Genomic DNA, 18,588 nt, shown 5'->3' with positions numbered 1-18,588 from the left:
AGTCATCGCACGCAATCCATACCATCGGGTATGGTCAACATGCCCTCTTCCCCGTCGCGCAGCGAAGACATCCGCCTGGATGGCGCCCACGGCGCGACCCTGGCGGCCACGCGCTGGCCCGGCAAGCGCCCGCCGATCCTGTTCGCGCATGGCTTCGGCCAGACCCGTGGCGCCTGGACCTGCACCGCCGAGGCCCTCAACGCGGCCGGCTATGCCGCGCTCAGCCACGACGCCCGCGGCCATGGCGGCTCGGACTGGAACGCCGCCGACCTGCCCTATCACGGCGAACAGTTCACCGACGACCTGATCGTGGTGGCCGGCGAGCTGAGCCGCCCGCCGGTGCTGGTCGCCGCCTCGATGGGGGGGCTGTTCGGCCTGATGGCCGAAGCCCGTTGGCCGGGGCTGTTCTCGGCAATGGTGCTGGTGGACATCACCCCCCGCTGGGAAACCCGCGGCGTGGAGCGCATCCTGGCCTTCATGAGCGCGCATCCGGAGGGCTTCGCCTCGCTGGAAGCCGCCGCCGACAGCATCGCCACCTACATGCCGCACCGCCCGCGCAAGAGCGAGGATGCACTACGCGCGCTGTTGCGCCCCACCACCGACGGCCGCTGGAGCTGGCACTGGGATCCGCGCCTGGTCCAGGAACTGGCCCGCGACAGCGAGCAGCACCAGGACGCCATCGCCGATGCGGCGCGGCGCGTGCAGTGCCCGTTGCTGCTGATCAGCGGCGGCCGCAGCGACCTGGTCTCGCCGCAGACCGTCGAGGAATTCATGACACTGGTGCCGCATGCGCAGCACGTGCATCTGCCCGAGGCCACCCACATGGTCGCCGGCGATGACAACAACGCGTTTACCGCCGCCGTGTTGAACTATCTGGACGCACTGCCTTCTGCCGCAGCGTCCGCCCGAACCGAGCACGTTACCGGAGCAAGCCAATGAGCATCGTCGTCCCCTTCCTGGCCCTGCTGCTCGCAGGCGCCTTCGTCGCCTACCACCGCATGCGGCTGGTCATCTGGACCGCCATCAGCGCGGTGCTGCTGGGCATCTGCTGGTTCGCCGGCGTCCACCAGACCGCCATCCTCGTGGCCGCCGCGATCCTGGCCCTGGTCAGCGTGCCGGTGCTGCTGCCGTTCCTGCGCAAGCCGCTGATCACCGCCCCGTTCATGGGCGTGTTCCGCAAGGTGTTGCCGCCGCTGTCCAAGACCGAGCGCATCGCGCTGGAAACCGGCTCGGTCGGCTTCGAGGGCGAGCTGTTCACCGGTGACCCGGACTGGAACATCCTGCTCAACTATCCCAAGCCGCAGCTCACCGACGAGGAACAGGCCTTCCTGGATGGCCCGGTCGAGGAACTGTGCCGGATGGTCAACGACTTCGAGATCACCCACGTCCACGCCGACCTGCCGCCGGAGCTGTGGGACTACATCAAGAAGAACCGGTTCTTCGGCATGATCATCCCGAAGGAATACGGCGGCCTGGGCTTCAGCGCGCTGGCCCACCACAAGGTGATCCAGAAGCTGGCGTCGGTTTCGAGCGTGGTCAGCTCCACCGTCGGCGTGCCCAACTCGCTGGGCCCGGGTGAACTGCTCAACCACTACGGCACCAAGGAACAGAAGGATTACTACCTGCCGCGCCTAGCGATCGGCCAGGAAGTACCGTGCTTCGGCCTGACCGGCCCGTTCGCCGGCTCCGACGCCACCTCCATCCCCGACTTCGGCATCGTCTGCAAGGGCCAGTGGAAGGGCGAGGACGTGCTGGGCGTCAAGCTGACCTTCGACAAGCGCTACATCACCCTGGCCCCGGTGGCCACGCTGATCGGCATGGCCTTCCGCATGTATGACCCGGACGGCCTGCTCGGCGACACCAAGGACATCGGCATCACCCTGGCGCTGCTGCCGCGTGACACCGCCGGCGTGGAGATCGGCCGCCGCCACTTCCCGCTGAACTCCACGTTCCAGAACGGCCCGATCCGCGGCAAGGATGTCTTCATCCCGCTGACCCAGCTGATCGGCGGCGCCGAGAAGCGCGGCCTGGGCTGGAACATGCTCAACGAGTGCCTGGCCGTGGGCCGCTCCATTACCCTGCCCTCGACCGCTTCGGGCGGCGCCAAGGCAGGCGCGGTGGTGACCGGTGCCTACGCGCGCATCCGCAAGCAGTTCGGCCTGTCGGTCGGCCGCTTCGAAGGCGTGGAAGAGGCGCTGGCGCGCATCGGCGGCAAGGCCTACAAGATCAGCGCGCTGTCGCAGGCCACCGCCGCGGCGGTTGACCGTGGCGACGTGCCGTCGGTGCCGTCGGCGATTGCCAAGTACCACTGCACCAACATGAGCCGCGAAGTCATTTCCGACGTGATGGACGTGATCGGCGGCAAGGGCATCATCCTGGGGCCGCGCAACTTCGCCGGCCGCAGCTGGCAGGCCGCGCCGATCGCCATCACGGTGGAAGGCGCCAACATCATGACCCGCTCGCTGCTGATCTTCGGCCAGGGCGCGATCCTCTGCCACCCGTGGGTGCTCAAGGAAATGAAGGCCGCCCAGGACGAGGACCGCAAGGCCGGCCTGCGCGAGTTCGACCAGGCCCTGTTCGGCCATGTCCGCTTCGGCATCTCCAACGCCGTGCGCTCGCTGTGGTTCGGCCTGACCGGCGCCCGCTTCGGCGCGGCCCCCGGTGACGCCTACACCCGCCGCTATTTCCGCAAGCTGGACCGCTACTCGGCCAACCTGGCGCTGATGGCCGACATCTCGATGATGACGCTGGGCGGCAAGCTGAAGTTCAAGGAGTCGCTGTCCGGCCGCCTGGGGGATGTGCTCAGCCACATCTACATGACCAGCGCCATGCTCAAGCGCTACCACGACGAAGGCGCACCGCAGGCCGACCAGCCGCTGCTGGCCTGGGCCTTCCACGACAGCGTGCACAAGATCGAGGAATCGCTGTCCGCTGCCCTGCGCAACTTCCCGATCCGTCCGATTGGCTGGCTGATGTGGGCCCTGATCTTCCCGTTCGGCCGCCGCGCCGAGGCACCGGGCGACCGCCTGAGCCGCCGCGTCGCCGCCACCCTGATGGCACCGGGCGAGGCCCGTGACCGCCTGGCCCACGGCGTGTTCCTGACCCCGTGCGAGAACAACCCGGGTGGCCGCATCAACAGCTACCTGTCCAAGGCGATCATGGCCGAGCCGGTGGAGCGCAAGTTCCTCAAGGCGCTCAAGACCAAGGGCATCGAGGCACTGACCTTCGCCACCCAGCTGGACGAGGCCGTGGCCGAGGGCGTGATCACCCAGGACGAGCGCAAGCTGCTGGAAGAGCTGCGCGAACTCACCATGGACACGATCACCGTGGACGACTTCGATCCGCACGAACTGCGTTCGGCCGGCTACTACGACCTGCCGGGCAAGCAGCGCCCGCAGCAGGCCGCCTAAGCCAGCGACAATGCGACAACGACGGCGGGCCTGGTGCCCGCCGTTTTCATATCAGGAAGCTCCCATGACCGCTCCGCTGCTTTCGCTGTACCGCCGCTTCACCCGCTGGCCCGCCGGGCACTGGCTGTTCACGCGCGCGGTGTGCTTCAAGGCCCCCTACTTCGCCAGCATCTCTCCCACCATCACCGCGCTGGAGCCAGGCCGCTGCGAGGGTGTGATCCGCCAGCGCCGCCGCATCAGCAACCACATCGGCACCGTGCATGCGATCGCGATGTGCAACCTGGCCGAGCTGGTCGGCGGGGTGATGGTGGACGCCAGCCTGCCGGCGGACATGCGCTGGATCCCCAAGGGCATGGAGGTGAAGTACCAGGCCAAGGCCCTGGGCGTACTGAAGGCCGTGGCGACGCCCATGCTGCCCATCGTCAGCGCCGCGGACGGCTACGACCTGCCGGTGAAGGTCAGCGTGACCGATGCGGCAGGGACCGAGGTGTTCCATGCGACCATCGCGATGTGGGTGTCGCCGCGCCCTCCTCGCACAGGCTGATCCCCCATGACGACCGCCGAACTATTGGTGCGCCTGGCAGGCGTTCACAGCCTGGGGTTTGCCGCCTTCCATCTGGCGTTCTGGCGGTTGTTCGGCTGGAAGCGCGAGCTCGCCCAGCTCAGCACCGCCAACCGCGCGATCCTGCAGATCCTCAACCTGCGCGTGATCTACGTGTTCCTGGGAATGGGGGTGATCGCGCTGGCCTTCACCTCGGACCTGGTCGACACGCGCCTGGGGGTGGTCCTGCTGTGCTTCATGGCGGTGTTCTGGCTGGGTCGGACGATTGAACAGTTCGTCTTCCTGCGCATCAACGACTGGCGCGTGCACCTGCTGACCGGCCTTTTCGTGCTGGGCGCGGTGCTGCATGCCGTGCCGATGTGGCTGGGCTTCATGCGCGCCATCAGCCACTGAGCGGCTGCGCTTGCCAGCGCGCGCTGGCGTCAGAGCGCCCGCAACACCAGTGCGAGAATCGCCGGCACGGCCTGGATAGGGAAAATGCGCGGGCTGACGCTCCACGCGCCATAGGCACCGGCCACCACCACGCAGACCAACGAGAACGTCACCAGCACCGGTTGTCCCAGTGCCAGGCCGGCGATGATCCCAGCGGCGAGGAAGCCGTTGTACAAGCCCTGGTTGGCCGCCAGCACGCGGGTCGTCTCCGCCTTCTGCGGCGTGTTGCGGAATGTCTTGAGCCCCAGCGGGCGCGTCCACAGGAACATCTCCAGCACCAGGAAGTACACGTGCAGGAGTGCGACCAGCATGGTCAGCAGCAGCGCGAGCAGGGACATGGGCGTTGTTTCCTTCAGGCCAACAAAGACAGGGGGGACACGCCGCCGCATTCAACGATCGCGCGGCAGCTTCTTTTCCTCGCGCAACACGCCCAGCGCCGACAGGGTCATCAATACTGCCACCAGCGTGCCGCCGGCGAACACCAGGTGCGAGCCGAACAGCGAAAGTCCCTTGTGGACCCAGGCGAAGGTCAGGTCGGCGCCCCGGTAGACCACCGTGTCGATCGCCGCACCGGCCTTGTAGCGCCATTGCCGGTCCACGCGCGTATAGATCGTCTCGCGCGCCGGCTTGCCCAGCGAAAACTCGCTGGCGCGGGTCATCACCTGCACCACCGCCACCATCAGTGGCAATGGTGAAGCGGCCAGCACCGAGAAACCGATGATGATGGCAAAGCCCGGGATCAGCAGCGCCGGGGCAATGCCGAAGCGCGACAGCAGCCAGCGGGTCAGGCCCAGTTGCACGATCAGGGTCAATGCGTTCACCGCCAGGTCGATGCGCGAATAGAACGCGGTGCTGGCGGCCGGGTCGGTGATCATCCGCCGCGCGATGGCCGCCTGTTCGTTGTACAGCATCGTGCCCACGCCCACGCCGAACACCACCATCAAGGCCAGCCAGCGCAGCAGCGGTTCGCGTGCGATCAGCTTCAGGCCGTCGAGTACGCTGCCGCCCATGGGCTTCTCGCCATCGACCAGGCGTTGCTCGCGCTCGCGCTGCACCGCCCAGGGCCGCAACTGCCAGATGCACAGTACGCAGACCAGCAGGAAGCCGGCCGACACCAGCATCAGGTTGGCGATGCCCACCCGCTGCACCAGCGAACTGGTGATGATCGGGCCCAGGAAGGCGCCGACCGTGCCCGCGGCGCCGATGTAGCCGTAGTAGGCGCGTGCCTGCGCGTTGGAGAACACGTCGGCCATGAAGCTCCAGAACACCGCCACCGCAAACAGGTTGAACACGGTGATCCAGAAGAAGAACGCCATCCCCCGCCCCGGCACGCCGCTGTTGAACATCACGTAGAAGCCCAGCAGCGTGGCGATGAAGAAGCCATACACCGCAGGCAGGAACACCCGTCGCGGGAAGCGACTGACCACCCAGCCATACAGCGGTTGCATCACCAGCATGATCAGGAACACGCAGGTGAACAGGAACTGCAGGGTGAAGTCCTTCAGCGGCATGCCGTGCGCGTCGAACCAGGCAATCAGCGATGCCGGGAAGATCGTCTGCAGGTCGGCCGAGGCCGCCATGGCCTCACGCACCGGGCGCAGCACGTAGTAGCCGCTGAGCAGGCAGAAGAAGTACAGGAACGACCACCACAGCGCCGGCGACTCGCGCAGCGCCTGGGTCAATCGCGACAGGGAGGTACGGCCGGCAACGCTCATGCAGCACCCCGGGCGCACAGGTGGCAGTGGGACGACGGCATGGGTACTCCGGGGGATACGGTGCGCGTACGTTATCTAATGCACTGCAACATCGCCAGTGCGCCGGACGTGCTGCCAGACAGTTGTCGCAGGCCCTATCCTGCAACGCTCGAGCAGGGGGAATACCGTGAAGGAATTCGACTACATCATCGTCGGTGCCGGCTCGGCCGGTTGCGTGCTGGCCAACCGGCTCAGCGCCGACCCGCAGCGGCGGGTGCTGCTGGTCGAAGCCGGCCCGCGTGACTGGAACCCATTGATCCACATGCCCGCCGGCATCGCGCGGCTGGTCCGCAACCGCCGGGTCAACTGGAGCTACGACACCGAGCCGGAGCCGGGCTTGAACCAGCGCCGGCTGTGGTGGCCACGCGGCAAGGTGCTGGGCGGTTCCAGTTCGATCAACGCCATGTGCTACGTGCGCGGCGTGCGCGGCGACTACGACCGCTGGGCACAGGCCGGTGCCACCGGCTGGGACTGGGACAGCGTGCTGCCCTGGTTCCGGCGCAGCGAGGGCAACCGCCGCGGTGCCGATGCCCTGCACGGTGCCGACGGCCCGCTGCAGGTGGCCGACCTGCGCCACGTCAACCCACTGAGCCATGCCTTCCTGCTGGCCGGGCAGCAGGCCGGCCATGCGCTCAACGAGGACTTCAATGGTCCTGACCAATTGGGGGTCGGCCTGTACCAGGTCACCCAGAAGGACGGTGCCCGTTGCTCCTCCGCCGCGGCCTACCTCACGCCCGTGCGCCAGCGCCCCAACCTGCAGGTGCTCACCGGCGCGCAGGTCGAGCGCGTGCAGATCGACGACGCCCGCGCGACCGGCGTGGTGCTGCGCGTCGGCGGGCAACGCCGGCACCTGCGCGCCAGCGGCGAGGTACTGCTCAGTGCCGGTGCGATCAACTCGCCGCAGTTGTTGATGCTGTCCGGCATCGGCCCGGCCGACCACCTGCGCGGCCACGGCATCGACGTGCACCTGGACCAGCCCGGCGTTGGCGCCAACCTGCAGGATCACCTGGACATCTGCACGCTCTACCGCACCGTGCCCGGCGTCAGCTACGACCGCGCCAGCGAACTGAAGATCGGCTTCGACTACTTCCTGCGCGGCCGGCGTGGCGCCGGCACCAGCAACGTGGCCGAGGCCGGCGGCTTCGTCCGCAGCCGCTACGCCCCCGACGAACGCGCCGACATCCAGTTCCACTTCGTCCCGGCGATGCTCGATGACCACGGCCGCCACCGCCTGCCCGGCGACGGCTACACCCTGCACGCCTGCTACCTGCATCCGCGCAGCCGCGGCCACATCGGCCTGGCCAGCAGCGACCCGCGTGCGCCGGCGCGCATCCACGCCAACTACCTGGGGGATGCCGGGGGCTTCGACCTGAAGATGATGATCGAGGCCGCACGGCTGAGCCGGGACATCCTGCGCCAGCCCGCGTTCGATCGCTGGCGCAGGGCGCCGCTGTTCCCCGAGCGCGAGGACCTGGACGACGCCGGGCTGGAGGCCTTCATCCGCGCCAAGGCCGAAACCATCTATCACCCCATCGGCACCTGCCGGATGGGCAGCGACGCCACCGCCGTTGTCGATCCGCAGCTACGGGTACGCGGCATCGACGGGCTGCGGGTCATCGATGCCTCGGTCATGCCCACGCTGGTCAGCGGCAACACCAACGCCCCGACCATCATGATCGCCGAGCGCGCCGCTGCCCTGATCCGGGGCTGAGAGGCCATCGCTTCGTGGCAGGCATCACGCTTTGCAGCGCAGTCAGCTTTGCATGGCCCCGGCGATCCAGCGGACGGTCCCGAACCCTGCTGCCGGCTTAAAGAAAAATCAGCGATTTCAACATGATGCCCATTCATCCTCTTCTTGTTTGTGCAATCAGGAAAAGCGGCGCTAGAATCGCTGGCAGCTGTAACCAACAGGCATCCATCACGATGAAAGAGAACAACAATCGCCGGCGTATCCGTCCGGTGGCATCGGGGTTGCTCGGGGTGTTGATGCCCTTCGCATTGTCTTCGACGGCACAGACGCCGACCCACGACAGCCTGCCCGCCGCGGCAGCGCCGGCCGCCCTGCCGGTGAACCTTGAGAACGCCCCCGCCCAATCGCCGACCCAGCCGATGCCCTATCGCGTCGCCCTGCGGCCGGACCAGGTGCAACCGTTGCCCGCCGATTTCAACGTCGCTGCCATCGAATCGCTGGCCGAGCAGTTGACCTACGGCAACCGCGTGCCGGGCATGGCGATGGCGATCGTGCAGGACGGCCGCATCCTGTCGGCGCGTGGCTACGGCGTCACCGACATCAGCAACCCGCAGCCGGTCGATGCGCACACCGTGTTCCGCCTGGCCTCGCTGTCCAAGGCCTTCGCCGGCACCATGGCCGGCCTGCTGGTCAACGACGGCACGCTGCGCTGGGACAGCAAGGTCACCGATTACGTACCCGGCTTCCGCCTGTCCACGCCGGAGGCCACCAGCAAGCTCACCGTCGCCGACGTGCTGAGCCATCGTGTCGGCCTCACCTACAACGCCTACGACCGCGACGTCGAAGCCAATGCCGATTACTACACGCTGACCCAGAAGCTGGCCAGCGCGCCACTGCGCTGCGAGCCGGGTGATTGCTACGCCTACCAGAACGTCGCCTTCAGCCTGGTCGGCGACGTGGTGTTCGCCGCCTCGGGCAACTTCTACGAGCAGGCGGTGGAGAAGCGCATCCTCAAGCCGCTGGGCATGAACGATGCCAGCCTCGGCCTGGCCGGCATCCAGGCCAGCTCGCGCTGGGCGCGCCCGCACGTGCGCAGCCGCAATGGCTGGGTGTCGCTGAGCCCCAAGCCCACTTACTACCGCGTGGCTCCGGCGGCAGGCGTCAACGCCAGCGCCAGTGACATGGCGCAGTGGCTGCTGGCCCACACCGGCCACCGTCCGGACGTACTGCCGGCGCCGTTGCTGGCCACCCTGCATGCACCGCTGGTCAACACGCCCGGCGAGATGCGTTCGGGCTGGCGTCACCAGCGCCTGTCCTCGGCCGGCTATGCACTGGGTTGGCGCGTGTTCGACTACTCCGGGCACCAGGTGGTGTTCCATGCCGGTGCGGTGCAGGGCTATCGCGGACTGGTCGCGTTGCTGCCCGAGCGCGACCTGGGCATCGCCATCATGTGGAACGGCGAGAGCAGCCTGCCCAGCGGCATGATGCCGACCATCCTGGACCGTGCCATCGGCCTGCCGACACAGCGTTGGCTCGACGTGGACACCGACTTCGGCAGCGACAACCTGATGGCCGAGGACAGTGCCCCGGCACGCAGCGGCAAGAAGGGCGCCTCGTCCGAGCGCGCCAACGCCTCGCCACGCTGATACCGACATTCGTGCAACACCCGAGGGCGGCCAATGGCCGCCCTTCTTTTTTCGCAGGGGCGGCATCAGCCGCGAAGCCGGCACCACCGCGACCAATCCCGCAGTTGCCGGCAGTACATCCGTCACCCGCACAACGAGCGGCCACCAAATCACGCCTACGCCCGGCTGGGTATCGGCTTCGCGGCCAAGGCCGCTCCTACGGGGTGAACGTCGCGCATAAAAAAACTCCCTCCCCGCTGGGCAGTCGGGGAAGGAGTCTCAGGTACAGCTACCGAGCTTGGATCAGATCAGCGGTGCCGGGGTTGCCGGCAGGGCGACCGGAGCGGCCTTCTTCTTGCGAGCGGCCGGCTTCTTCTTGGCAGCAACCTTCTTGGCAGCCGGCTTCTTGGCGGCGGCCTTCTTGACGGTCTTCTTCACGGCCTTCTTGGCGGTGGCCTTCTTGGCAACCTTCTTGACGGCCTTCTTGGCAGTTGCCTTCTTGGCAACCTTCTTCACCGCCTTCTTGGCGGCGGCCTTCTTGGCAACCTTCTTGACGGTCTTCTTGGCAGCAGCCTTCTTGGCAGTCTTCTTCACTGCCTTCTTGGCGGTTGCCTTCTTGGCGACCTTCTTCACTGCCTTCTTGGCGGTCTTCTTGACAGCCTTCTTGGCGGTGGCCTTCTTGGCGACCTTCTTCACTGCCTTCTTGGCGGTTGCCTTCTTGGCAACCTTCTTCACGGCAGCTTTCTTGGCGACTTTCTTCACCGCCTTCTTGGCGGCCGGCTTCTTAGCAGCTTTTTTCGTGGCCATTGTATGGCTCCTCGTCAGTGATCTATGGAATTGAAATGCCCAGTTGAAGCAAACCCGCGGTTGGATCCGCGGAGGACCGACGACGCGTCAGGCGCGTCGTGACGGATACAGAAACACCCGCAACGATTCCCGCCACGGGTGCCATGTCTTGTTCGGGGGGTGTTTCGCGGAAGGAAGCGAGTCCTGCTCCACCATCGAGAGAATCCTGGCGGACGTCCAAGTTGTGCTTCGCGTCTGAATGTTGATCCGGCTCACTCGCTTCCGCAGGAAAGGTCTGCTGGGCGAAACCTAATCACGGTTTTTTTTACTGTCAACTGTCTTTTCAAAAAATTTTCGGGGAGCACCCGCGCCACGCCTCCGCCGCCACCGGCCTTCCGGCACCGCAGGCACCCGCCCATCGATCGCACCCAAGGCGGCCGCGAAAAACACGAATGCAAAAAACATCGGGAAAAACGCACTTTTCGTTTCACGCATGCGGCAACGCATGCATGCGTGCAGCATCGACGCCGACACCTTGCGGGGTGCCGGCGACGCTCGGCCGACACCCGCCCGGCAGCAAAAAAAAATTCAGCCGGTGGTGATCCTTTGTTCAGCGCGACGGACATTTTGCGCAGAATTTTTTGCACCCTTCGCCGCCTTGGCGGCAACCGTTCGCACCGTCGCGCGCATGTGTTGATGCCGGTCGAGCATGTCGCCGTCCGGCGCCGAACACTTGCCCTGCGTCCACGTCATCACGCGGCGCTGACATCGGCGCAAACAAAAACGGCCGCCTCTCGGCGGCCGTCTCGTCGATGCGGAACGGACTCAGTGGTCCTCGTTCTCCAGCATCTCGGCGTAGTCGTCCGGACCGAGCAGGTCGTTCAACTGCTCCGGCTCGGACAACTCGACGACGAACAGCCAGCCGTCGCCGTAAGCGTCTTCGTTGATGGTTTCCGGCTTGTCGGTCAGCGCTTCGTTGACCTCCACGACGGTACCGGACACCGGGCTGTAGACATCCGATGCCGCCTTGACCGATTCAACCACGGCGGCGCCGACGCCTACCTGCACGCTGTCGCCGACAGCCGGCAGCTCGACGTACACCAGGTCGCCCAGCAGACCTTGGGCATGGTCGGAAATGCCGACGGTGACGCGGCCGTTACCTTCGGTACGGGCCCACTCGTGGGACTTGAGGAATTTGAGGTCGCCAGGGATCTCGCTCATGGAACTGCTCCGAAAAAAGCGGTGGTCGGGATGGAACACTAGTTTAACGAACCGGGCACGCGGTGGTGCCCGGTCCGGTCAGGCAAAAAATCAGAGGTTGATGCCGGCTTGCGCCTGGCCGTCGCGCACGAACGGGAACTTCACCACCCGCACCGGCACTTCCTTGCCACGGATGTCCACGCGCACCTCGCCCGGCACGCCGGCCGGCACGCGGGCGAAGGCGATCGCCTTGCCCAGCGTCGGCGAGAAGGTACCGGACAGGATCTCGCCCTCGCCATTGGCGGTGAGCACCTTCTGGCCATGGCGCAGCACGCCCTTCTCGTCCATCACCAGGCCGATCATCTGGCGCGCGTTGCCGGCGGCCTTCTGCGCCTCAAGCACCGGGCGGCCGATGAAGTCGCGGCCTTCGTCCAGGCTGACGGTCCAGGCCAGCGCCGCCTCGAACGGGCTGACGGTTTCGTCCATGTCCTGGCCATAGAGGTTCATGCCCGCTTCCAGGCGCAGCGTGTCACGCGCGCCCAGGCCGGCCGGCTTCACGCCGGCGGCCAGCAGCGCGTTCCAGAACGCGACGACCTGGTCCTGCGGCAACAGCACTTCGTAGCCGTCCTCGCCGGTGTAGCCGGTACGTGCGACGAACAGTTTCACGCCGGCGCTGGAGGTGACCTCCAGCGCGGCGAAACGTGCCAGCTTGTCCAGCGCGGCGCGGTCGGCCTCGGCCACCAGCCCGGCGACCAGCGCACGCGCCTGCGGCCCCTGCACGGCGACGATCGCCAGCTCTTCGCGCTCGATCACCTCCACGCCGAACGCGGCGGCCTGCTGGCGGATCCAGGCCAGGTCCTTCTCGCGGGTGGAGGCGTTGACCACCATGCGGAAGAAGTCCTCGCCCAGGAAGTAGACGATCAGGTCGTCGATCACCCCGCCCTGCGGGTTGAGCATGCAGGAGTACAGCGCCTTGCCGCTGACCTTGAGCTTGTCGATGGAGTTGGCCAGCAGGTGGCGCAGGAACTCACGGGTGCGCGCACCCTTCAGGTCGACCACGGTCATGTGGCTGACGTCGAACATGCCGGCCGCGGTGCGGACCAAGTGATGCTCATCGATCTGCGAGCCGTAGTGGATCGGCATGTCCCAGCCGCCGAAGTCGACCATCTTGGCGCCGAGCGAGCGGTGGGTGTCGTTGAGCTGGGTTTTCTGGGTCATGGCCGTTCCACGTAAAAGAGGTGCGGCATTATCCCAGATGGCACCATTTAAAACCTGCGGCACCGCCACACGACGGCACCGCCGGCACTCAGGCCGGCTGCACCTTCAGGGTCATGCCGTCCACCGCCACCACGCGCACGCGGCTGTCCACCGGCAGGTCCGGCCCGGCCACCACCCAAAGCGCATCGTCGACCTTGGCCCGCCCGCTGCCATCGACGATGGCCTGTTCGAGCACCACCACGCGCCCGACCAGCTGCTCGGCGCGGCGGTTGAGCAGTGGCTGGTCGCTCTGCCGAGCCGCCTTGCGGAACCAGGTGCGGTAGACCTGGATGGAGACGAAGCTCAACACCACGAACAGCACCACCTGCAGCAGCAGGCTCATGCCATCGAACAGCCACACCAGCGCGAACACCACCGCCGCGGCGATGCCCATCCACAGCATGAATGCGCCGGGGAGCAACGCTTCGGCGGCGAACAGCACCACCGCCAGCGCCGCCCACGCAATGACTTCCCAGCGCATGGCTCAGCGCTCCAGCGGCGGCGGGTTGCCGCGTGCCGGTGCCGGCTTGCGCTCGTCCTGGCGGCCGAACGCCTCCCTGGCCAATTCAGCGACGCCGGCGATCGAACCGATCACGCCGGAAGCCTCCATCGGCATCAGCACCAGCTTCTGGTTCGGCGAGTTGGCCAGTTCGGCGAAGGCCTCCACGTACTTCTGCGCGACGAAGTAGTTGATCGCCTGCACGTTGCCGTTGGCGATGGCGTCGGACACCATCGTGGTCGCCTTGGCTTCGGCCTCGGCCAGGCGCTCGCGGGCCTCGGCATCGCGGAAGGCGGCCTCCTTGCGGCCCTCGGCCTCCAGCACCGCGGCCTGCTTCTGGCCTTCGGCGCGCAGGATCTCCGACTGGCGGACGCCTTCGGCTTCCAGCACCGCGGCGCGCTTGTTCTGCTCGGCCATCTTCTGCTGCTGCATCGACTGCACCAGGTTCGTCGGCGGCTGGATGTCCTTGATCTCGATGCGGGTGACCTTCACGCCCCACGGGTTGGTGGCGTGGTCAACGACGTTGAGCAGCTTGGCGTTGATGGTCTCGCGCTGGCTCAGCGATTCGTCCAGGTCCATCGAACCGATCACGGTGCGGATGTTGGTCTGGACCAGGGCGATCATCGCCACTTCCAGGTTGGCCACTTCATAGGCCGCCTTGGCCGCGTCCAGCACCTGGAAGAACACCACCCCATCCACGCGCACGACCGCGTTGTCCTTGGTGATCACGTCCTGGCTGGGGACGTCCAGCACCTGCTCCATCATGTTGACCTTGCGCCCCACCCCGTACACCACCGGAAACAGGAAGTGCAGGCCGGGGGTCATCGTGTGGGTGTACCTGCCGAAGCGCTCGACCGTCCACTCGTAGCCCTGCGGCACCATGCGCACGGTCTTGAACAGGACGATGATGCCTGCCACCGCCACGACCAACGCGAGAAACCCTGCTCCGCCGCCCATTTGCCCTCTCCCGAGCCTGTGTGATGGGGCGAGTATAGCCACAGCCCCGCCGGTTACAGCGGCAGGCGCCCGCGCAGGATGTCGGCGAACATCACCCAGTCGCCGGCGAAGGAATAGAACGGATGGCTGAAGGTGGCCGGGCGGTTCTTCTCGAAAAAGAAGTGCCCCACCCAGGCGAAGCCGTAGCCGCACAGCAGCGCGGCCAGCAACCAGCCCCATTGCTGCTGCCACATGGCCAGCGCCAGGCAGCCGAGCACGCCCCAGCTGCCGATGAAGTGCAGCCGGCGGCAGGTGCGGTTGCGGTGCTCCTGCAGGTAGTACGGGTAGAACTGGCGGAAACTGCTGAAACGCGACATGGCCTGCTCCCGGGGTTCCCGCGCGCAGGATAGAACCTTCAGTCGGCGCGTGGCGCGAACATGATCACGGCCATGCCGAGCAGGCACAGGCCACCGCCCAGCAGGTCCCAGCGGCTCGGCCGCACCGCGTCCACCAGCCACAGCCACAGCAGCGCCACGCACACATAGACGCCGCCGTAGGCCGCATAGACGCGCCCGCTGGCGGTGGGGTGCAAGGTCAGCAACCAGGCAAACAGCGCCAGACTCGCCGCCGCCGGCAGCAGCAGCCAGGGACTACCCTGTCTGCGCAGCCACAACCACGGCAGGTAGCAGCCGACGATCTCGGCCACCGCGGTCAACAGGAACAGCAACGCCGTCTTCATCTCGCCGTGCCCTTTTCCTCGTCCTTCACCTGCCGCCACAGTGCTTCCTGCTGCGCCAGGTCCAGGTCCTGCATGGCACCGCCGCGTGCCCGCGCGTGCGCTTCCATCGCGCGGAAGCGGCGCTCGAACTTGAGGTTGGCCTGGCGCAACGCGGTGCCGACATCGACGCGCGCGTGCCGCGCGAGGTTGGCGCAGACGAACAGCACGTCGCCGATCTCCTCCTGCAGGCGCGCCTGATTGGCATCGACCGGCCCGGCGGCGAACTCGGCCTGCACCTCATCCACCTCCTCGCGCAGCTTGTCCAGCACCGGCACCGGGTCGGGCCAGTCGAAGCCGGTGCGCGCGGCACGCGACTGCAGCTTGGTCGCCCGTTGCCATTCCGGCAGGCCACGCGAGATGCCGGCCAGCGCCGAATCATCGGTCTCGCCCCGGGCGGCACGCTCGGCGCGCTTGATCTGTTCCCAATTGGCACTGACATCGCCGGCACCGGCAACGCGGGCGTCGGCGAAGATGTGCGGATGGCGGCGGACCATCTTGTCGCTGATCGAGGCCACCACGTCACCGAAGTCGAACGCCCCCTGCTCGCTGGCCATCTGCGCGTGGAACACCACCTGCAGCAGCAGGTCGCCGAGTTCGTCCTTCAGGTCGTCCAGGTCGTTGCGATCGATCGCATCGGCCACCTCGTAGGCTTCCTCGACGGTGTACGGCGCGATGCTGGCGAAGTCCTGCTGCAGGTCCCACGGACAGCCGCCGTCCGGATCACGCAGGCGCGCCATGATGTTCAACAGCGTCTGGATGTCGTTGCGCCCGGACATGTCGGTGGTGCCCTCATCAACAAAGCGCCGGCTTCGGCCGGCGCGGATCAGCATGCAGGCAGCGGGCTCAGAGCCCGGCCACCCAGTCCTGCCACGGCAGCGAGGCATCCCCCAACGCGACGAAGTCGCCATTGAGCAGACGCGGCCGCTGGTTGTACTGGAACGGTGCGCCGCTGTCGGCGGCCAGCAGCACGCCTCCGGCGGCCTCCAGCACGCACTGCCCGGCGGCCGTGTCCCATTCACTGGTCGGTCCCAGCCGCGGGTACACGTCCAGCGTGCCCTCGGCGATGCGACAGAACTTCAGTGACGAGCCCTGCGCGACCATCTCGATCTCGCCCATGCGCTGCAGCAGCAACGCGGTGCGGCCGCTGCGATGCGAACGGCTGGCGGCCACACGCAACGGCAGCGCCGGCGGCACGCGGGTGATGATCACCTCGTCCTGCCCGTTCTCCCGGCGATAGGCCCTGTCGCCACGCATTGCGTGCCATACCACGCCGGTCACCGGCGCCTGCACCACGCCGAACACCGCGTGGCCATCGACGATCAGCGCGATGTTCACGCTGAACTCGCCATTGCGCTTGATGAATTCGCGGGTGCCATCGAGCGGGTCGACCAGCCAGTAGCGCGACCACTGCCGACGGGTTTCCCACGGCAGCTGCGCCGACTCCTCGGACAGCACCGGGATGTCGGGCGTCAGTGCCGCCAGGCCGTCGACGATCAGCCGGTGTGCGGCCAAGTCGGCGGTGGTGACCGGGCTGTCATCGTCCTTGCGTTCGATATCGAAGCCATTGGCGTAGACCTGCATGATCGCCACGCCCGCACGCTGGGCAATGTCGATCACCGCCTCGCGCTGCAAACGGTCCAGCCCGCTCATGCCTGCTTCCCCAGCCACTCGCGGGCGATGAACAAGGCCGCCAGCGAACGGCCTTCGGAGAAGTCCTCGCGCAGCATCAGCTGGTCCAGCTCAGCCAGCTTCCACGGCACCACTTCCAGCTCCTCCGGCTCATCCCCGGCCAGCCGTTCCGGGTACAGGTCACGCGCCAGCACCAGCCAGGACGCGTGGCTCATGTAGGTCGGTGCCAATGTCATCGCACGCAGGACCTCGACCTTGCGCGCGCCGTAGCCGGCTTCTTCCTTCAGCTCGCGGTCGGCGGCCTGTTCAGGGGTTTCGCCGGCATCGATGCGGCCCTTGACCAAGCCCAGTTCGTAGCGGTGCAGGCCGGCGGCGTACTCGCGCACCAGCAGCACGGTCTCGGCGTCCAGCATCGGCACCACCACCACCGCGCCATGCCCACGGCTCACCAGCCGCTGGAAGTGGCGGCGTTCACCGTTGGAAAACTCCAGGTCCAGCTGTTCCTGGCGGAACGGACCAATGTCCTGCTCGACCACCTTGTGGATCTGCGGCAACCGGCGGCTCATGCGTGGGCCCCGGCACGAATGCGGAGGATCGATAGAATGCGCATTGGCAGATACGTTCTCATGAGCCTGAAATGCTAGCAGACCCGGCCCCTTTCCCGCCGACCCGCCATTGCGAGGTCCCCCGATGCGCCTGACCCGTTGCCCCGTTGACCTGCCACTGCAGGTGGGCCAGACCCTGTCGCTGCCCGAAGAGGCCGCCAATCACCTGGTGCGGGTGATGCGCCTGCGCGAAGGCGAAGGCTGCGTGCTGTTCAACGGTGACGGCCACGATTACGCCGCCACGGTGAGCAGCATCGGCAAGCGCGAGGTGCAGGTGCATGTCGACCGCTCCGACGCACTGGACAACGAATCGCCGCTGACGATCACCCTGCTGCAGGGCATCGCGCGCGGCGAGAAGATGGACCTGATCCTGCAGAAGGCCACCGAACTGGGCGTGAGCCGGATCCTGCCGGTCAATGCCGAGCGCACCGAGGTGAAGCTGGATGCGGCGCGCGCCGAGAAACGGCTGGCGCACTGGCGCAGCGTGGTTGGCTCGGCCTGCGGGCAATCCGGGCGCGCACGGATTCCCCGGATCGACGCACCGCTGTCATTGGCCGCCGCGGCCGCGGCCTTGCCGCTCCAGACCCTGCGACTGACGTTGGACCCGCAGGGCGAGCATCGCCTTGCCACGCTGGAGGCGGCACCGGCCAATGGCGTGGTGATCGCGATCGGTCCGGAAGGCGGCTGGTCGCCCCGTGACCGCCAGCAACTGGCCGATGCCGGCTTCCAGGGCCTGCAGCTCGGCCCGCGCATCCTGCGCACCGAAACCGCGGGGCTGGCGGCCATCGCCGCATTGCAGGCGAAGCTGGGCGATCTCTGAGCGTTGCCGGGTGCACGCAGGAGTGGCCCGGCAGGCGGTCGCGGCCGCACAGGCTGGTGACAGATAAAAAAAAAAGCCGCGCGAGTGCGCGGCTTTTCCTGTCCCGGCGCTGGGCTCAGGCGGCTGCCAGCGCCGCGGTCACCGCGCTTTCGATGGCATCCAGGTCCGGCAGCAGGGCACTCTGCTCGCCCAGCAGCACGCGCATGTGCACCACGCCCGGCAGGCTTTCTTCCGATGCGTCGGCCAGCAGGCCATCGCGGGGCACCGCGATCAGCTGCGGGAAGGACTGGGTCAGCAGCGCGAAGTACGGCAGCTCCGGGTTTCCACCCAGGGCCTTGAGCACCACCACCTTGTTGTTGCCGCTGACCGGCTCGCCGCCCTGCCCGCTCAGGCCGGCATAGGACAGCAGCGGGACGCTCCAGCCGTGCCAGGCGATCTGGCCGACCAGCCAGGCCGGGGCATTACCGATCGGCTCGACCGGCACACGCGACATCATTTCCGCGACCGTGGCATTGGGCAGCAGCACGCGCTCGTTGCCGGCCTGGATCAGGACCCCACGTACTTCGTCGTTGTTTGCGTAGCTCATCGTCGATTCCTTGGTTGCG

The 18,588-nt window shown here is 67.1% G+C and carries 20 protein-coding genes; 7 read left to right on the top strand and 13 right to left on the bottom strand.

Going from position 1 to position 18,588, the window contains the following annotated elements; all coding sequences use genetic code 11:
• Positions 1–30 precede the first annotated feature (30 nt).
• The 4 genes from VA603_RS14500 (at position 31) to VA603_RS14485 (ending at position 4,365) form a co-directional block, all read left to right on the top strand.
• On the top strand, positions 31–939 hold the full coding sequence (locus tag VA603_RS14500) for an alpha/beta fold hydrolase (protein WP_323439272.1): 909 nt from the start codon (positions 31–33) through the stop codon (positions 937–939).
• On the top strand, positions 936–3,410 hold the full coding sequence (locus VA603_RS14495; protein ID WP_313251730.1) for an acyl-CoA dehydrogenase: 2,475 nt from the start codon (positions 936–938) through the stop codon (positions 3,408–3,410). The genes VA603_RS14500 and VA603_RS14495 overlap by 4 nt, the downstream gene beginning before the upstream one ends.
• 64 nt (positions 3,411–3,474) lie before the next feature.
• Positions 3,475–3,954 (top strand): hotdog fold domain-containing protein, encoded by a 480-nt coding sequence (locus VA603_RS14490; protein ID WP_323439271.1) that lies wholly within the window; start codon positions 3,475–3,477, stop codon positions 3,952–3,954.
• Between the two features lie 6 nt (positions 3,955–3,960).
• The gene (locus VA603_RS14485; protein ID WP_323439270.1) at positions 3,961–4,365 is read left to right on the top strand and encodes a hypothetical protein; all 405 of its coding nucleotides are present in this window, start codon (positions 3,961–3,963) and stop codon (positions 4,363–4,365) included.
• A gap of 29 nt (positions 4,366–4,394) precedes the next feature.
• Here the strand turns inward: VA603_RS14485 and VA603_RS14480 are convergent, their stop codons facing one another.
• Positions 4,395–4,742: a DUF1304 domain-containing protein gene (locus VA603_RS14480; protein ID WP_323439269.1), complete on the bottom strand. Its 348-nt coding sequence runs from the start codon at positions 4,740–4,742 to the stop codon at positions 4,395–4,397.
• Between the two features lie 51 nt (positions 4,743–4,793).
• Positions 4,794–6,119, bottom strand: a complete 1,326-nt coding sequence (locus VA603_RS14475) for an NTP/NDP exchange transporter (RefSeq protein WP_323439268.1) — start codon at positions 6,117–6,119, stop codon at positions 4,794–4,796.
• A gap of 166 nt (positions 6,120–6,285) precedes the next feature.
• Here VA603_RS14475 and VA603_RS14470 point away from each other — a divergent pair, with 166 nt between their 5' ends.
• On the top strand, positions 6,286–7,869 hold the full coding sequence (locus VA603_RS14470; protein WP_323439267.1) for a GMC family oxidoreductase: 1,584 nt from the start codon (positions 6,286–6,288) through the stop codon (positions 7,867–7,869).
• 212 nt (positions 7,870–8,081) lie between these two features.
• Positions 8,082–9,494 carry a serine hydrolase domain-containing protein gene (locus VA603_RS14465; RefSeq protein ID WP_192287404.1) on the top strand — a complete coding sequence of 471 codons (1,413 nt, stop codon included), beginning with the start codon at positions 8,082–8,084 and terminating at the stop codon, positions 9,492–9,494.
• A gap of 282 nt (positions 9,495–9,776) precedes the next feature.
• Here VA603_RS14465 and VA603_RS14460 read toward each other — a convergent pair whose 3' ends face one another.
• The 10 genes from VA603_RS14460 to nudE all read right to left on the bottom strand — a co-directional run bounded on the left by VA603_RS14460 (position 9,777) and on the right by nudE (position 17,124).
• Complete coding sequence (locus VA603_RS14460) at positions 9,777–10,280, bottom strand: histidine biosynthesis protein HisIE (RefSeq protein ID WP_132865293.1); 504 nt, start codon at positions 10,278–10,280, stop codon at positions 9,777–9,779.
• An 804-nt stretch (positions 10,281–11,084) separates the two neighbouring features.
• Entirely contained in the window at positions 11,085–11,480 is a 396-nt protein-coding gene (gene gcvH / locus VA603_RS14455) for a glycine cleavage system protein GcvH (protein WP_132865294.1), read from the bottom strand.
• Between the two features lie 90 nt (positions 11,481–11,570).
• Positions 11,571–12,677 (bottom strand): glycine cleavage system aminomethyltransferase GcvT, encoded by a 1,107-nt coding sequence (gcvT, locus tag VA603_RS14450; protein ID WP_323439266.1) that lies wholly within the window; start codon positions 12,675–12,677, stop codon positions 11,571–11,573.
• Positions 12,678–12,765: 88 nt separating this feature from the next.
• Positions 12,766–13,197 (bottom strand): NfeD family protein, encoded by a 432-nt coding sequence (locus VA603_RS14445; protein WP_132865296.1) that lies wholly within the window; start codon positions 13,195–13,197, stop codon positions 12,766–12,768.
• 3 nt (positions 13,198–13,200) lie between these two features.
• Complete coding sequence (locus VA603_RS14440) at positions 13,201–14,172, bottom strand: SPFH domain-containing protein (protein WP_132865297.1); 972 nt, start codon at positions 14,170–14,172, stop codon at positions 13,201–13,203.
• Between the two features lie 53 nt (positions 14,173–14,225).
• Complete coding sequence (locus tag VA603_RS14435; protein ID WP_132865298.1) at positions 14,226–14,528, bottom strand: Mpo1-like protein; 303 nt, start codon at positions 14,526–14,528, stop codon at positions 14,226–14,228.
• Between the two features lie 38 nt (positions 14,529–14,566).
• Complete coding sequence (locus VA603_RS14430) at positions 14,567–14,890, bottom strand: YnfA family protein (protein ID WP_313251747.1); 324 nt, start codon at positions 14,888–14,890, stop codon at positions 14,567–14,569.
• Entirely contained in the window at positions 14,887–15,705 is an 819-nt protein-coding gene (gene mazG, locus VA603_RS14425; RefSeq protein ID WP_323439265.1) for a nucleoside triphosphate pyrophosphohydrolase, read from the bottom strand. Before mazG ends, VA603_RS14430 begins: the two co-directional genes overlap by 4 nt.
• 67 nt (positions 15,706–15,772) lie before the next feature.
• The gene (gene cysQ / locus VA603_RS14420; protein ID WP_323439264.1) at positions 15,773–16,579 is read right to left on the bottom strand and encodes a 3'(2'),5'-bisphosphate nucleotidase CysQ; all 807 of its coding nucleotides are present in this window, start codon (positions 16,577–16,579) and stop codon (positions 15,773–15,775) included.
• Positions 16,576–17,124 (bottom strand): ADP compounds hydrolase NudE, encoded by a 549-nt coding sequence (nudE, locus tag VA603_RS14415; protein WP_132865302.1) that lies wholly within the window; start codon positions 17,122–17,124, stop codon positions 16,576–16,578. Before nudE ends, cysQ begins: the two co-directional genes overlap by 4 nt.
• 124 nt (positions 17,125–17,248) lie before the next feature.
• Between nudE and VA603_RS14410 the strand changes: the two genes are divergently transcribed.
• Positions 17,249–17,983, top strand: a complete 735-nt coding sequence (locus VA603_RS14410) for a 16S rRNA (uracil(1498)-N(3))-methyltransferase (RefSeq protein ID WP_132865303.1) — start codon at positions 17,249–17,251, stop codon at positions 17,981–17,983.
• A gap of 115 nt (positions 17,984–18,098) precedes the next feature.
• On the opposite strand, the gene VA603_RS14405 is transcribed toward VA603_RS14410, so the two are convergent.
• On the bottom strand, positions 18,099–18,569 hold the full coding sequence (locus VA603_RS14405) for a chemotaxis protein CheW (protein WP_132865304.1): 471 nt from the start codon (positions 18,567–18,569) through the stop codon (positions 18,099–18,101).
• Positions 18,570–18,588 lie beyond the last annotated feature (19 nt).

The organism is Stenotrophomonas capsici, assembly GCF_034961085.1.
In the GTDB taxonomy this organism is placed as follows: Bacteria; Pseudomonadota; Gammaproteobacteria; order Xanthomonadales; family Xanthomonadaceae; genus Stenotrophomonas; species Stenotrophomonas capsici.
This window is presented reverse-complemented; position numbering and strand designations above follow the sequence as displayed.

Coding starts and splice junctions, on each gene's coding strand:
- VA603_RS14435 (WP_132865298.1), bottom strand. CDS start 14,528: ATGTCGCGTTTCAGCAGTTTCCGCCAGTTCTACCCGTACTACCTGCAG.
- VA603_RS14465 (WP_192287404.1), top strand. CDS start 8,082: ATGAAAGAGAACAACAATCGCCGGCGTATCCGTCCGGTGGCATCGGGG.
- VA603_RS14490 (WP_323439271.1), top strand. CDS start 3,475: ATGACCGCTCCGCTGCTTTCGCTGTACCGCCGCTTCACCCGCTGGCCC.
- VA603_RS14440 (WP_132865297.1), bottom strand. CDS start 14,172: ATGGGCGGCGGAGCAGGGTTTCTCGCGTTGGTCGTGGCGGTGGCAGGC.
- VA603_RS14460 (WP_132865293.1), bottom strand. CDS start 10,280: ATGGCCACGAAAAAAGCTGCTAAGAAGCCGGCCGCCAAGAAGGCGGTG.
- cysQ (WP_323439264.1), bottom strand. CDS start 16,579: ATGAGCGGGCTGGACCGTTTGCAGCGCGAGGCGGTGATCGACATTGCC.
- VA603_RS14495 (WP_313251730.1), top strand. CDS start 936: ATGAGCATCGTCGTCCCCTTCCTGGCCCTGCTGCTCGCAGGCGCCTTC.
- VA603_RS14445 (WP_132865296.1), bottom strand. CDS start 13,197: ATGCGCTGGGAAGTCATTGCGTGGGCGGCGCTGGCGGTGGTGCTGTTC.
- VA603_RS14410 (WP_132865303.1), top strand. CDS start 17,249: ATGCGCCTGACCCGTTGCCCCGTTGACCTGCCACTGCAGGTGGGCCAG.
- gcvH (WP_132865294.1), bottom strand. CDS start 11,480: ATGAGCGAGATCCCTGGCGACCTCAAATTCCTCAAGTCCCACGAGTGG.
- gcvT (WP_323439266.1), bottom strand. CDS start 12,677: ATGACCCAGAAAACCCAGCTCAACGACACCCACCGCTCGCTCGGCGCC.
- VA603_RS14430 (WP_313251747.1), bottom strand. CDS start 14,890: ATGAAGACGGCGTTGCTGTTCCTGTTGACCGCGGTGGCCGAGATCGTC.
- VA603_RS14485 (WP_323439270.1), top strand. CDS start 3,961: ATGACGACCGCCGAACTATTGGTGCGCCTGGCAGGCGTTCACAGCCTG.
- VA603_RS14475 (WP_323439268.1), bottom strand. CDS start 6,119: ATGAGCGTTGCCGGCCGTACCTCCCTGTCGCGATTGACCCAGGCGCTG.
- VA603_RS14480 (WP_323439269.1), bottom strand. CDS start 4,742: ATGTCCCTGCTCGCGCTGCTGCTGACCATGCTGGTCGCACTCCTGCAC.
- mazG (WP_323439265.1), bottom strand. CDS start 15,705: ATGTCCGGGCGCAACGACATCCAGACGCTGTTGAACATCATGGCGCGC.
- VA603_RS14500 (WP_323439272.1), top strand. CDS start 31: ATGGTCAACATGCCCTCTTCCCCGTCGCGCAGCGAAGACATCCGCCTG.
- VA603_RS14405 (WP_132865304.1), bottom strand. CDS start 18,569: ATGAGCTACGCAAACAACGACGAAGTACGTGGGGTCCTGATCCAGGCC.
- nudE (WP_132865302.1), bottom strand. CDS start 17,124: ATGAGCCGCCGGTTGCCGCAGATCCACAAGGTGGTCGAGCAGGACATT.